The organism is Bacteroides reticulotermitis JCM 10512, assembly GCF_000517545.1.
GTDB classification, from domain to species: Bacteria; Bacteroidota; Bacteroidia; order Bacteroidales; family Bacteroidaceae; genus Bacteroides; species Bacteroides reticulotermitis.
On record NZ_BAIV01000007.1, the window covers coordinates 99819 to 114598 of the forward strand.

The window sequence follows — 14780 nt, forward strand, 5'->3', positions numbered from 1 at the left end:
TCACTTCCTCAGCGTTTGATAGGTAGAGTGAGGATCGAGCTGTGCAAGCATTTTGATAATCGCTTCTTCCACCAGCTTGTCTTCGTTTACTTCATCGACATAGAAATGAGAGATGGCGAATTCCGCCATTTGCAACTTGCGCAAGGCCGGCGAATTCAGGTTTTGCGCTTGGGCGGCCATGCCACACAAGACAAAGAGAACGAGAAGGTATTTCTTCATTGATATTCTTATTACTAAATTATTCATTGATTTTCATTCCCTTGGGAATGAACTGACTGATATCTTTGTTGTAGGTCAACAGTTCGCGTACGGTTGTTGAACTAATATACGTCTGTTCGGGTTCCGTGAAGAGCAGAATGGTCTCGATGCCTGCCAGTTTGCGGTTGATATCCGCAATTGTCTCTTCGTACTCGAAGTCTTTCACGGTACGGATGCCGCGGACGATGAACTTGGCGTCTACCTGTTGGGCAAAATCAATGGTCAGGCAATCATACGATATGACCCTTACGCAGGGGTTGTCCTGATAGAGGTCCCGAATCATTTCTACTCTTTTCTCGATAGGGAAATAGGTATTCTTATTTTCGTTGATACCGATTCCGATAATAATCTCATCCATAAAGGTCAATGAACGCTTCACGACCGAAAAGTGGCCGATAGTGAAAGGATCGAAAGTACCCGGGAATATTGCTCTTCTCATGATGCTAAATCTTCTTCAATAACCAGATTGTCTATAATAAAGGTCTGTCTTTCCATGGTATTCTTGCCCATGTAGAACTCCAGAAGCTCCTTTACGGAGTCTGTTTTGCGCAGCGATACTTGTTCCAAGCGCATATCTTTGCCGATAAAGTGTTTGAACTCGTCCGGTGAGATCTCTCCCAATCCTTTAAATCGGGTGATTTCCGGGTTCGGGCTCAATTCGTCGATGGCATTGATTCGTTCCTCCTCGCTGTAGCAATAGATTGTTTTCTTCTTGTTACGTACGCGGAACAACGGGGTTTGCAAAATGTATACGTGTCCTTTCTTAATCAGTTCGGGGAAGAACTGGAGGAAGAAGGTTATCAGAAGCAGGCGAATGTGCATACCGTCCACGTCGGCATCGGTAGCGACAATCACTTTATTGTATCGCAGTCCCTCTAAGCCGTCCTCGATGTTGAGTGCGGCCTGGAGCAGATTGAATTCTTCGTTTTCGTAAACCACCTTTTTAGTCAGCCCGTAGGTGTTCAGCGGTTTACCACGCAGACTGAATACCGCTTGTGTTGCCACGTCGCGGCTTTTGGTAATCGAACCACTTGCCGAGTCACCCTCGGTGATAAAGATGCAGGAGTCCTCTTCCAATCCTTTTCCCTTCGGATCGTTCAAGTGGATGCGGCAATCGCGCAGCTTGCGGTTGTGCAGGTTCGCTTTCTTAGCCCGTTCGCGAGCCAGTTTAGTAACGCCCGCAATGGCTTTACGTTCCTTTTCCGATTCCTGAATCTTTTGCTGCATCACTTCGGCGATGTCGGCATGCTTATGCAAGAAATTGTCCACCTCAAGCTTGGCAAAGTCGCTACGTGCTTATTGACGGTGATTCCTCCCGGCGATATATTCGTCGAACCCAGCTTCGTTTTGGTCTGGCTTTCGAAGATCGGCTCTTCCACATTGATGGCAATGGCAGCAACCAACCCGTTGCGGATATCGGTATAGTCCATGTTCTTGTTGAAGAACTCCTTGATGGTGCGGGCTATATGTTCCTTGAATGCGCTCTGGTGTGTACCACCCTGAGTTGTATGTTGTCCATTGACAAAGGAGTAATACTCCTCGCCATACTGTGCGGTATGCGTAAAGGCTATTTCAATATCTTCCCCTTTCAGGTGAATGATGGGGTAGAGAGAGGTTGCCGTCATATTGTCGTTCAGCAAGTCTACCAACCCGTTGCGCGACAGAATGCGGTGTCCGTTATAGATAATGGTAAGTCCCGTATTGAGATACGTGTAGTTACGCAGCATCGTTTCGATGAATTCCGGATTGAACGTATAGTTCTGGAACAGGGTTGCGTCCGGTTCGAAGAATATAAAGGTTCCGTTTTCTTCTTCACTTTTGCTTGTTTGGTCAGTCTGTAAGTCTCCTTTGGAGAAAGTAGCTGTTCGCACTTTGCCGTCACGGTAGCTACGTACTTCAAATCGAGAGCTCAATGCGTTGACGGCTTTTACACCGACTCCGTTCAAACCGACGCTTTTCTTAAACGCTTTACTGTCGTATTTACCTCCGGTGTTCAGGACGCTGACCGCTTCGACCAGTTTCCCTTGTGGGATTCCGCGTCCGTAGTCGCGTACGCTGACGCGAAGATTCTCTTCAACGGTTATCTCGATCCTTTTGCCTGCTTGCATTTTGAACTCGTCGATACTGTTGTCGAGTACTTCTTTGAGGAGGACATAGATGCCGTCTTCGGCATGTGCTCCGTCGCCTAGCCTACCGATATACATACCGGGGCGTGTGCGCACGTGCTCCATGTCACTTAAGTGGCGAATGTTGTCGTCCGTGTACTCTACGGGGTTGTTTTCTGTAAGTATCAATTCGTTCGTATCCATAGTTATTTTTATTTTATCTCTTTGATAAACGCACGGCGGCGTTTATGTTGTTCAGTTTTGAAGTAATCCCACTGTGCCTGAACCTTTCCGTTCATTTCCAGTTCGGGGTTGCTTTCCGCAAATATAAAACCTAATTTTTGATAAACCGGAATTAAATCGGAAAATATCAAAGCGTTAACACCTTTGTTTTGGTACTCCGGTTTAACGGCAATCAGCAATAGATCGAGCACGGTAGACCGATGTTTCATGAACAGCGCCTTCAACAGATAGAACCATCCGAGAGGTAGCAGGCGTCCGTGTGATTTCTGCAAGGCTCTGGATAGTGACGGCATGGAGATTCCCACTGAAACCAGTTGATCGTTCGCGTCGGTGATTAGGGTTACCATGCGCAAATCAACAATGGGGAGATACATCCGCACGTACTGATTGATCTGCCTTTGTGTCAAGGGTGAATAGCCGTAAAGCGGACTGTAGGCTTCGTTCATCAATTCAAAAATGGCTTGCCCATAGTCTTTGGCTATCTTTTTGGCAGAGGTATATTTCTTTATCTTGAGGTTATACTTCTTTTGGATCAGTTCGGAAATACGTTTATGCTTATCGGGAATCGCTTCGGGTATGAAGATCTTAAATTCCAACCAATCGGCGTCCTTGCGGTAGCCGAGCTGTTCCATATGTTCGGGGTAGTACGGATGGTTGTAGGTGGTAGCCATCGTGCTGAGTTGGTCGAAGCCTTCGACCAGCATTCCCTCCGCATCAAAGTCTGTAAAGCCCAACGGGCCTGTGATGTGTGTCATTCCCCGCTCTTTCCCCCAATCCTCTACCGTCTGGAGGAGAGCAGATGAGATCTCCGGATCATCGAGAAAGTCAATCCAGCCGAAGCGGACGTTCTTTTGATCCCACTTTTCATTGGCTCTGTGATTGATTATGGCTGCTGCCCTACCTACTATTTTATCATCTTTATATGCTAAGAAGTAATCGGCTTCACAAAATTCGAATGCTGCATTCTTCTTTTTATTGAATGTATTGAGCATATCGTCGTATAAGTCGGGTACTGAATAAGGATTTTCTTTGTAAAGTTTGTAATTGAAGCGAATGAATCTTTTAAGTTCTCTCTTCGTCGAAACTTTCTTAATTGTAATAGCCATATATTGTATTTATGAATGAGTAGGCAAAGATAATTGATAATCTTCAAACTTCGTTATTCAGGAGGGAAAAACAGAATAACTGTATCAAAATCACGTCGTTTAGAGGACTAAAGACATCCTTTTGATACAGTTAATGTGCATCGGATACCTCGCTTATTTGAATACTGACTTCATCGATCTGCCAATCCACGCTTGGGGTTGATCGAGGCTGAAAATCGTAGCAATCGTCGAAGCAATATCGTATTGCATCATGCTTATATCGTCAAAACAGATCCCGCTTTTGATATTTTTCCCGGAGATAATGAAAGGCGTCTCCATCTCTTGCATTGTTTTCCCGCCATGTCCCTTCTTGATTCCTCCGTGGTCGGCTGTTACAATGAAGATGGTCTCTTTCTCCATGCCGGCGTCTTTTGCGGCTTGAATGATCTGCCCGATATACACGTCCAACTCCTTGAGCTTCGTATAGTACTCAGGTGTGTCGTGCCCTGCTCCATGACCCACATGATCGGGGTTGTCGTAACAGATGGCGAACAGCGTGGGCTGCTTCTCCTTGATATACGTAGTAGCCATTTCGGTTAACGCCTTCGGGAACTTTTGGTAGTCGGGGGCTTGTTCGTGATAGTTAACCGAAAGGGTGTCTATCACATATTTGATTCCTCCCCATTCGTAGATACAGCCGATCTCTGCTTTTGGCTGATCATCTCTCAGCAATTGGAAGATGGTGGGGAAAATGCCATGCTGGTTTAGCACTCGGGAGGGTAGTTCGGGCGTTTTAGATCCCCATTCGGTATATCCGTGAATTTCCGGTCCGGCACCCATAAACATGGAAGCCCAGTTGACGGCACTCGAAGAGGGAAGAACGGAGCGTTTTTTGAGAGTATAAGCCCCTTCGTTCATCAGCTTTTTCACGTTGGGCATGTCCGCTTGTGAAAAACTGTACGATCCCCATCCGTCCAAACCGATGAGAATAACGTGCTTAGCTTTAACCTTACCTTTCGCGTCGCAAGAGATGGAAGGGTAACACAGAAATGAGATTGCTGCAAGCAGCATGAGAATAGAATGTTTGTTCATGTTTTTGTAAATAATAGGTTTTAGATGTGTTTTTCTTAAATTATTTTGGTCTAGTTGTATGTTGCACAAATATAACTTTTTATATTTGTGCGGACAAGTTTTTCTCAATCGGAATGAAAATATGCTACTTATTGGCCTTTTTTTGTCCGGTCTAGAGAGAAAAGAACCTTCTTTTTTAGCATTAACGCCTGTATAGGGTGCTCTATGGAAGGGATGTGTCGGACAGACTATGTTTTAATAATTTGGCAATAGTAAGGATATGGAAATGAAAAAATCGAAACGACCGGTTCTGCTGCTGGTTTTAATATTATTTGCAGTAAATGTACAAGCGCAACTCGATCAAGCGATCAAGAATATTTTTGCGGGCGACACAATCGCTATTCAAAAACCTTTGAAACATGATTCGGACTCTATTCGTTTGGCTGTTTTACAAAGAACGTTGGAAGAGGCGCGGCTGAATGAGGCGAATATGCGTATGGAGATGGAGCAGATGAAACTCGAGACGGTTGCTGCGGACTCTGTGAAGTTGGCAATGCAACGGCAACGTATTGATTCCTTGCGTCATATCACCAAAGGAGTGCCTGTAATAGTAGAAGGCGATACGCTGTTTCAGTTTTATACCAAGCGGGGCGGACATACGCCACAGCAACGGGCCAAGACTACCGGTGCGGCAATCGAGGAGGTTGGCAAGCGTTTCAACCTGAATCCCGACTCCGTGTATATCGACTATTCGGAAATGGTTGCCGATTTGATGTATGACAATAAAGTGTTGCTCTCTGTTACCCATCAGGATGCCATGTGGAGGGTGTGTCGCGCGATTCGCTGGCGAAGGTAAGGCAGCAGGTCGTTATCGCGAAGCTGAAAGAGATGAAAGCGGAGCATGGTCTCTGGCGGACGGCTAAACGTATTCTTTATTTTGTATTGGTGCTCGTTGCCCAGTTCGCGCTGTTCCGCCTGACCAACTGGCTGTACCGTAAGTTGAAACTTCGTATCTCGCGCATGAAAGATACGCGCCTAAAGGCTTTCTCGATTCAGGGATATGAATTGCTGGATACGCAGCGGCAGGTCAATCTGCTTACTTTTCTGGCAAATATCGGGCGGTATTTATTCATGGGGCTGCAACTTCTGATCTCGATTCCACTTATTTTTGTCATCTTTCCACAGACAGAAGGGCTGGCTTATCAGATATTGGGATATATATGGAATCCGATCCGAACGATTTGTATGGGTGTGGTTAATTACATCCCTAAGCTGTTTACGATTATTGTTATCTGGTATTCAGTGCGCTATCTGATACGTTTTGTGCTTTATCTCTCGCGTGAAATCGAATCGGGACGACTCAAAATCAATGGTTTCTATCCGGATTGGGCGATGCCTACATACAACATTATCCGCTTCCTGTTGTATGCGTTTATGATTGCGATGATCTATCCGTATCTACCGGGTTCGAGTTCTGGTGTATTCCAGGGGATATCGGTCTTTGTGGGTTTGATTGTGTCGCTCGGTTCGAGTACAGTGATTGGGAACATTATCGCCGGGTTAGTTATCACCTATATGCGTCCGTTCAAACCGGGTGACCGGATCAAGCTCAATGATACGGTGGGAAACATTATCGAGAAAACACCGCTTGTAACTCGTATTCGTACACCGAAAAACGAGGTGGTTACGGTTCCTAACTCTTTCATCATGTCTTCTCACACAGTGAACTATACGACTTCGGCTCGTGAATACGGGTTGATTATTCATACTGAGATTTCGATCGGTTATGATGTCCCGTGGCGTCAGGTGAATAAGATGCTGATCGAAGCGGCGTTGAATACCCGCGGGGTGGAAAGTGAACCACGTCCGTTTGTTTTGGAAACTTCGCTGAGCGACTGGTATCCGATTTATCAGATCAATGCGTATATCAAGAATGCGGACGAGATGGCTCGTATCTATTCGGAGTTATACGAAAACATACAGGATATCTTGAATGAAGCGGGCATTGAAATTCTTTCTCCGCACTATATGGCGGTTCGGGATGGCAACGAAAAGGTTGCTCCAAGAGGGGAAGAAGGGAATTTGAAACCGGCTGAGAAGTTAGGTCGAGAGGATCGACCGAAAGAAGCCGGGCCTACTTCCGAAAAGTAATATCTGCTTTAGGCTATGTTCAGGGAATGAGTTGCTACTCTCCCGGGGAAGCTTTACCGATCCGAGGGCAAATTTTGATCTGCGCTCGGATCGGTGACGTTTTGCTCCGGGCGTTACTTGGATCAATTCCCAAACAGAAGAGTTAATCCCCGGACAATGTTTTTTCATTTTGGAAACAGATGAGGACTACTAAACATCTCGATCCTGTTAGGCTAGAAGAAGCCTTTTCCACATTCGTTCTTTAATACGGAAAGCGAGTATCGGTTGCGGGATCGGTCTCTTTGCTACTGAAGTATTAGTATCAACTATCCTGTTTTTGCTGCAAGCTGGTTAGCCACAAACGAATCGTTCTTTGTCCTCTATGCTGTTCTCCTTCTAAAAAGCTGGCATTGTCACTGTTATATTTAACTTTCAATTGAGGGTTTTCTTGTATCGCATCATATAATTGCAATAAGTAGAATTTACGTTCATCCAAGAGTCCTTCCATAATTAGGGGAATGATTTTGGGGCCCATGTCTTTCAATTTATCGAACTCGTGCAACTTTGTGTAATCCTGCGTATTGGAACTAAGAACCATTTTTGGGTTTTTAGTTATCACTTCAGTCCAGTCATTTAAAAAAGCATCATATTTCTTTCTGATCGACCGGTTCACAGCTGCCGCTTCTTTGTGGACGGTTTGTTTTTCAGCCTCTGATAGTTGTATCTCATTTTGTAAAGCATGAAATGTCTTTTCCGTCTCTTTGACACTTCCTATCTCTTCAGGGAAGATCCAGGATTGAAGTAAATCTGTGTTTTTCAACTCAGACTGTTGGCTTGTCATTACAAGAAAAGAAGCCGATAGAATAAATAGGATATGCATAGCTGTTTATTTATTAGTTATAAAAACAGAATTATCTATGTGCTACATAAAGAATGACGGAATCGTTATTTGTGCAAATATAGCATATTATTCAATTCGTTTATGCCGAAAGATGTAGCCTTATCTCAACGAAATACAGCTAAAAAGAATGAGAGATCCCGCAAAATTGATGAGAGATAGGCTCAAAAAGAGGGAAAAATGCGAGAAAATGATGAGAGATACCGCTTTTAAAAAGTATCTCTCATTCTTTAATGTGCTGATTTGCTGGTTGTTAATTGAGAAATGATGAGAGCATGAGAGATGAAATATTTTTTCTTGTATGTAGGGGGAGGGAGAAGTAAGGTTTAAATGACGGAAAAGGCGGACTCTATTTGAACTTCTTCCCCCTAAAGATCAGGCTCTTTTTTATCAGTTCCTTTGTTTGATATCATTAGCTGTCGGCTTATGGCAGGCAGGTTCTCAGCTGTTAATAGCTTGGGCTTGGAGTGTTAATACTTTATCGGTCAGGAATTAATAGTTTGAAACTCAACTAACTTGAATCAAGAACTTCGGTTACCCGGATCAAGTAGTAGCGTTACCTTAATCCAGTATTCAGGTTACCTCAACCGGATACTTGGTTGGCCTTATGCAAGTACTTAGGTTACTCAACACAAGAACTCTATTGACTTCAAACGAGCGGTCGAATCAGCGGAATAGCCTGGGAGAATTATCGCTTTGAGAAACCGGGCTTGCACTTCCATGGGCGAAGACCTTCAAAAACAATAGCGAGCGAAAAGTGATCGTTGAACGGGTTAGCGATGGCATACCATTTATATAGATAAGACGAGGGCCCCTCCTTCAGGATGAAAGAGAAGCCCCCCTTGTTAGTGTGCTTTTTCAATAAGAGTAGAGTTTATTTCTTGCGGGTGACTGTGTAGAGTACATTCCCCTTTTTGTCTATCATGCGCAGGTTTAGTTCCTTTTTATCGATGGAGCAAACCGAGAAACCGGGCTCGGAGCTGCAAAACTGTGTTCCCTCAATGGGTTCTACTTTGCGTGCCAGTGAACCGGCTGAGTTGACTACGTAGTCGATCCGACTGCCGGGTATGCGGATGTGCTGGAAGTTGTGGATATGTCCGCATACATATACGTCCACCTTATGTTTGCGTAGGATAGGGTCCAAACGCTTTTGTAAGTCCTGACGTTCGCTTTCGTCTTTAGGTGTGTAGGCGTAAATCGGATGATGTCCGGCTACGATAACCCAATCTTCGCGGGTACTTGTCAGCACCGAATCCAACCAAGCCAATTGTTTGTCGGCATCCTGTTGGCAGGCATCCGGATATTTGTCACGCTCCTTGCGGTATTTCTCGATCAGTGGAGCCGTATCGATCCATACCACCCGAACAGAAGTCCCCGCCTCATTAAATGTTTTGGTATAGTATCTGGCGGGCATGGTCCAACGGCGGCTTACCTGCGTGTAATCGAGTACGGCTTGCGTGTTGCCACGATATTCGTGGTTGCCCAAGATGGGGAACCAGTCGATCATCAATTCCGGGTGCGAGTAGATCAGTTCATAATTGGTTGTCCAGAGCGGATCGTTGACGCTGCGTACACCTTCGAAGTGATGGATATCTCCGGCGGCAAGTACAAATTCCGGCCCGATCTCTTCCGCCATTGTGCCCATCAGTTCGGCAATCGGCTTCTGGTCGTAGTAGCCGTTACGTCCCAAATCGTTGGCAATGTAGAAGTTGAATTTCCGGTCGAATACCGAATAGTCGGTCAGTTGTGCCTGAACGAATGTGGATGCGACTGAGAGAAGGAGCAGGAGGAATAAGTTTTTTATCTTCATATGGGATGGAGTTTGAGGGAATGATTATTCGTTTGTTAGAAGTTTACTTTTACTCCGGCGTTTACCTTCACCCCATAGTACTCGGCCTGCATGGTGCGGTCCTTTGTTCCCTGATAGTAACGCAACGGTTGGTTCAGGAGGTTGGTGGCGTCGGCGTAGAAAGTAGTCTTTATCTTTTTGCCGAAAGTATAGCTGGCGTTCAAGTCCATGTAGTTGACAGCGTCGTAGTAGCGGTCCAGATCGGCAACCTTGCCCATCTCGTCGATGAAGCTCGAAGCGAAGTTGTACGACAGGCGTGCGCTGAATCCTTTCTTCTCGAAGTAGAGCGAAGCGTTAGCCGTGTGCTTGGGCGATCCCGGTAGGAAAGATCTTTCTCGTTCTCGCGCCCTTCAAAGTTGAAGTCGTTCACCCGGGTATGTGTGTAGGTGTACGTTCCGTAGAATCCCAGACATTTCAGGCAGGGGCGATGAAGCCGAAGTCACGCTGATAAGCCAGTTCTACGCCCAACAGGTCGGCATCACCGGCATTCTTGGGTTGAGTGAATTTCTTATATTCATAGTTCTGGTACATATAATTACCGAGTACCTGATCGACGATGAAGTCGTTGATCTTCTTGTAGAATACACCTGCGCTAACCAATCCGATGCTCTTGAAGTAATAATCGGCGCTCAGGTCGAAGTTGTACGAGATGGTTGGTGTTAGATCCGCGTTACCCATCACCAACTCATTGTCTTTGCGGTTCACGTTCACGCAAGGAATCAGTGCTGAGTACTTGGGACGGCTCAAGGTCTCCGTAAAAGATGCCCGCACCTTGAAATCATCGTTGACATCGTATTTAAACAGCACGCTTGGTAGCCAGTTGACATAGTTGTGCTTGCTGTCACCGGTGTTATCAAGCGTTTCATTTTCCGCCTCATCTACGTTCCAGTTCCAACCGTTGTATTTGATGTGAGTCGCTTCCATGCGTAGTCCCACCATGAGCTTCATCTTCTTACCCAGGTTCTGATCGAAACGGAAGAAGGTGGATGCAATGTTTTCGGTGGCGTGGTAGTTGCCCGAAGACTCTTCGAGTACTTGTTTGCCTTCCAATGTGCTCAGATCGAGAGACCCTAGGTACTCTTTGGAAACAAAGTCGGTGGCTTTGTACGGTTCGCCCGGCATGAATCCGTCGCGGATCTGGCTCGCCAAGTTATCCATATAAGCTGTACCGGACACTTTGCTGTATGATTTGGTGTAATCATACGCTGTCACTTCCTTGTCTTTCGTCTTCGATGCGTACTTAGCTCCGAACTTCAGTTTGTTACCATAGAAGCCGTTGGTCAGCGGCAACTCGAAGTCAACTTTAAACTTCCAGTCGTTCTCGTAAATGTTCTGATTGCTTTCGGACAATTCCTTCACTTTCCACTTACCCCGGTCGTCGGCTTCCCCGTTGTGTAGGCTTACATCGGTCGCTATGTACGGGAAACGATTTCCGGCATCTACTACGTTGAATCCCAAGAAATCCTGTTTCAGGCTGAAGTAGCGTTCATTCGGACGGTCTTCGGTAGCACGCGCATAAGAAGCGCCCCAGTCCATAGAAAGTCTACCGAACTGATGTTCGCCACCCAAGCTAAAGTCCATCGTCTGCTGCAACTCCAAGCGAGCATTCCGGTTGTCGGGTGTGCCCCCTTTGGTTTCTATCTGGGCTGCTTGCTGCATATCTCCGTCTTTGTCCAATCCGGTTTTATCCAAGTCCTTGTACGTAACCCGGTAGCGGTTCTCCCAGTCGTGACGACGGTTGTAGATACCTTTCAGGGTGATTCGGTGGTTGGGATTGATATCGTAATCGAGCGCTAATGAGTAGCTTTGGCGTTCACGGGTAACATAATATTGGCGTTTCTGCGCCTCTACCAGTACCACGTTCCCTTGCTTGTCGGTATCATACTCGAACTCTACGTTGTCCGAACCCGACGGGGAGTTCTGGTAAGAGACAGCCGCCATCATGCCGAGTTTATCGTTGAAGAAACGGTCGCCGTATGTGAATCCCAGGTTTAGCTGCGCTTTCCGGCTGATCCAGTTATAACCGCTTCCTGCCGTAGCACTGAGCAGTCGTTTGTAAGGGGTACTTTTGGTTATCAGGTTGATCGATCCACCGATGGCGTCTCCATCCATATCGGCAGTCACCACCTTGTTTACTTCGATGGTCTGTACCATGTCGGCGGGAATCAGGTCGAGCTGTACGTTGCGTGTATCGCCTTCGGCAGAAGGGAGGCGGTTGCCGTTGATAGTTACCGAACTGAGATCGGCCGATGTACCACGTACTTGTCCGAAGCGGGCTTCTCCCTGGTCATACTGTACGTTGATACCGTTGATGCGCTTCAATGCGTCGCCGATGTTTGAATCGGGAAACTTGCCTACCTGATCGGCGGAAACTACATTGGTAATCCCCATGCTGCTTTTCTGTGCGCTGATTGCCCGGCGTTGTCCTTGGAAGGCTCCACCCACCACAATCTCCTGCAACTCCAAACCTTCGTTCAGGATTACATTCTTCTCTAATGTCTTTCCGGCAGGAATGGTTATGCTCATCTCTACCGGTGTATAGCCTACATAACTCACCTTGACCGTGTATGTGCCCGGTGTCAGGTTGGCGAATGTATAATAGCCGTTCATGTCGCTGGTTACTCCGGTGTGTAGCTTCTCGATGTAGATCGTTGCTCCGGGTAGGGTTTGTTTGGAAGTGTCTACGATGCGTCCGCAGATCGTGCCTTGCTTTGCTACATTAACTTTCTCCTCGGCAGAGGCATGGTTGCCTGTACCCATGAATAGAAGAACGAATGCAGCCAGTCTGAAACTTTTTTTCATAAATGTTAGTGTGCGTTAATAATCTGCCGCAAAAGTAGGAGGAGCACATTTCGTTCCCTTTGCAGCTAATTGAATAACGCGTCACAAATCGGTTACATTCGCATGACGCTTTATGCCTTCTCGCAGCGTATCAGTATCTTTTGATCGTTGTTTAAGGTGGTGGCAAACAGGTATGTGGAACCGCCTTCGCCCAGCTTGATGCGTTTGCGGAGTTCGGCTACGGAAGCCGGGAAGTTACGGACGGAAAGATTGGCCTGCGTGAGGCCGCCCAAGATCGCCTTCATCTCTTTCTTATTGAATGTGCCTTGCCCGGTGACGCGAAAGGTTCTTCCCGGAAACGCTTCCACCGGTTTGTCCGAAGTGTACAGATGGCTGTTGGGATGCAGTTTCTGTATGGGGTAGCGGGAGGTGAGCAGGCGATAGGCTCCTGCTTTCAGCAGAGAGGCATTCGGCTCGAACAGGTATTGACCGATGCGATCGGTGCAGGGGCAGGAGGAGTCCCGTTCCTCTTCGCGGGAAAAGACAAATGTTTGTTCCCCTTGGGTGGTGAAGTTGACGCAATGCACGGGGATCTCCGCCGTCGGCGTGGAACCAAGCAGTATCAACAGCTCCTTGCATTCGTTGTGTACGGAAATGATGTGTACCTCCTGTGCGTGGGGTAGTTCTTTGAGTGCCAGCGTCAGGTCGAGCATGGGTGATAGTTTGATCATCACGCGCCGGGCTTTGCTCAATAAGAGTTCTTCCAACTCGGCTACATTCGGTTCGCAGTCGGATATGGCTACTGTTTTCCCGCCCTGCTCGTTGCGACGTGCCGGATCGAGGAAAAGACAAGCTACCGGAGCCATCTTCCGGAGGTATTCGACCCCGTCTTCGTTGTATACCTGGATTTGGTTGAGCCCGAGCAAGGGGAAGTTGTGTGCCGCTATCCGGCAAAGTTCCTCTTGACGTTCAACATAGGCAACTGCCTGAAAGCCCTCCGCGAGGAATGCGCAATCGATACCGAAACCACCGGTCAGGTCGGCCAGCGACTCGCCTTTCAGCAGTCGGGCCTTGTAACGGGCGGTAATCTCCGAAGAGCATTGCTCGAGTGACAAATGTTTGGGGTAACGAATCGCTTCGATTGCTGCCCATGCCGGAATCTTTTCGGTAGCGGTCTGTCGTCCCGCTAGCTGTGTGATGGCAGTCGGCATATCTACTTGCGGAAACTTTCCGGCTTGCAGGGCGAGCTTGCGCACATCATCGGTTCGGTGTTCACGGATAAATTGCAATGTTTCGGGAGAGAGCGGTGTCATAGGCAGTGGGTTTGGAGATAAATAGACAGTTTCAGGAGTTCGTTCGGCTAGGGAATTACCTTGTATCGCTGTCGCGCTACGTCCCGGCTGCAATAGTTGAAGTGCCACCATTCACTGGGTAAGGTACGGAAGCCGCCCTCCTTCATCACCTTTCTGAGTAAGACCCGGTTCCGGCGCTCTGCTTCGGTTAGCTTTCCGCTACGTACCAGTTCGCCTTCCTGCGTGATATGTGCTTCTACACCGAGGTGATCGACCTTGGTCCCCATCGGTAAAGGGATTCCTAACGAATCGAGAATACTGATGTCGACCGCCAATCCGTAGTTGTGGAGTCCGCCTCCGCGTGAGGGATTGGACACATATTTAGATTTAGAGGTTCCTTTCACCACGTCCCACATCTTCTTCTGTACCGACATCGGGCGTGCGGCATCATACACGATGAGGCTGTACGCCGGGTGCAACGCTTTCAATGCTTGCTGCGCTTTGATAAGTGCGTGTGCCGCATCGGGATGGAGGTAGGCTTCGGTCAGGTCGTCATACAACACCTCGCCGGTGAAGTTATCCGCTTGCGCATACATCAGCCGGATGTGAATGTTGCTATCTATCTCCGCTATATCTACCAATCCCAGAGAGTCCATGCAAAGAGCCAACGGGCTTTTGGTGGGCAGCGGTTTCATACCGCAAGGAGCTTGGAGGTGGTACTTTGCCACCGCACTATCTGCGCACAACGTATCAACGCTCTCTTGTTCGGTTTTTCCCTTATGTCCCGTGCAAGAAGCGCAGGCAATGAGCAAACAAACAGCGGTTATAATCGATTTGAAAATCATCAGTCTATCTTTCGGATTCGTGTACAAAGATACTCCTTTTTCGTTTTAGCTCCAACAAAACACTTCTCCGATCGGTTTGGTTGCCTGCTTTCCTACCAAGTAACTATCTGCTTAGGAAGGAAAGAGGGAAAGAATCGTTCTCAGGAGAGTTTTGTAATTTTGTTAGTCGGATAACATACAGTAGATAAGTAAGTTTTGTAACTTTGAGCTCTCTAAAGGCACG

Annotated in this window: 8 protein-coding genes and 3 pseudogenes; 1 reads left to right on the forward strand and 10 read right to left on the reverse strand. The window is 47.1% G+C overall.

The window, feature by feature from the left end:
* From JCM10512_RS25220 to JCM10512_RS05855, 5 genes and pseudogenes are all read right to left on the reverse strand, one after another.
* Positions 1-246: a hypothetical protein gene (locus JCM10512_RS25220; protein WP_500778522.1), complete on the reverse strand. Its 246-nt coding sequence runs from the start codon at positions 244-246 to the stop codon at positions 1-3.
* Positions 239-697: a pantetheine-phosphate adenylyltransferase gene (gene coaD / locus JCM10512_RS05840; RefSeq protein WP_044161334.1), complete on the reverse strand. Its 459-nt coding sequence runs from the start codon at positions 695-697 to the stop codon at positions 239-241. The genes JCM10512_RS25220 and coaD overlap by 8 nt, the downstream gene beginning before the upstream one ends.
* A pseudogene (locus JCM10512_RS05845) lies at positions 694-2567 on the reverse strand (DNA topoisomerase IV subunit B). The gene coaD and the pseudogene JCM10512_RS05845 overlap by 4 nt, the downstream one beginning before the upstream one ends.
* An 8-nt stretch (positions 2568-2575) precedes the next feature.
* Complete coding sequence (locus JCM10512_RS05850) at positions 2576-3712, reverse strand: GNAT family N-acetyltransferase (RefSeq protein WP_044161336.1); 1137 nt, start codon at positions 3710-3712, stop codon at positions 2576-2578.
* A gap of 153 nt (positions 3713-3865) precedes the next feature.
* Positions 3866-4762 (reverse strand): alkaline phosphatase family protein, encoded by an 897-nt coding sequence (locus JCM10512_RS05855; RefSeq protein WP_394354195.1) that lies wholly within the window; start codon positions 4760-4762, stop codon positions 3866-3868.
* A gap of 280 nt (positions 4763-5042) precedes the next feature.
* Between JCM10512_RS05855 and JCM10512_RS05860 the strand changes: the two are divergent.
* A pseudogene (locus JCM10512_RS05860) lies at positions 5043-6913 on the forward strand (mechanosensitive ion channel family protein).
* 301 nt (positions 6914-7214) lie between these two features.
* Here the strand turns inward: JCM10512_RS05860 and JCM10512_RS05865 are convergent.
* The 5 genes and pseudogenes from JCM10512_RS05865 to JCM10512_RS05885 all read right to left on the reverse strand — a co-directional run bounded on the left by JCM10512_RS05865 (position 7215) and on the right by JCM10512_RS05885 (position 14560).
* Positions 7215-7772 (reverse strand): hypothetical protein, encoded by a 558-nt coding sequence (locus tag JCM10512_RS05865; protein WP_052517115.1) that lies wholly within the window; start codon positions 7770-7772, stop codon positions 7215-7217.
* Between the two features lie 892 nt (positions 7773-8664).
* Positions 8665-9600 (reverse strand): metallophosphoesterase, encoded by a 936-nt coding sequence (locus JCM10512_RS05870; protein WP_044161340.1) that lies wholly within the window; start codon positions 9598-9600, stop codon positions 8665-8667.
* A gap of 35 nt (positions 9601-9635) precedes the next feature.
* Positions 9636-12441 (reverse strand): annotated as a pseudogene (locus JCM10512_RS05875) (TonB-dependent receptor).
* A 110-nt stretch (positions 12442-12551) separates the two neighbouring features.
* On the reverse strand, positions 12552-13733 hold the full coding sequence (locus JCM10512_RS05880) for a THUMP-like domain-containing protein (RefSeq protein ID WP_044161342.1): 1182 nt from the start codon (positions 13731-13733) through the stop codon (positions 12552-12554).
* A 47-nt stretch (positions 13734-13780) separates the two neighbouring features.
* A complete protein-coding gene (locus JCM10512_RS05885) occupies positions 13781-14560 on the reverse strand; it encodes a M15 family metallopeptidase (protein ID WP_044161408.1) in 780 nt (259 codons plus the stop codon).
* Between the last annotated feature and the right edge of the window lie 220 nt (positions 14561-14780).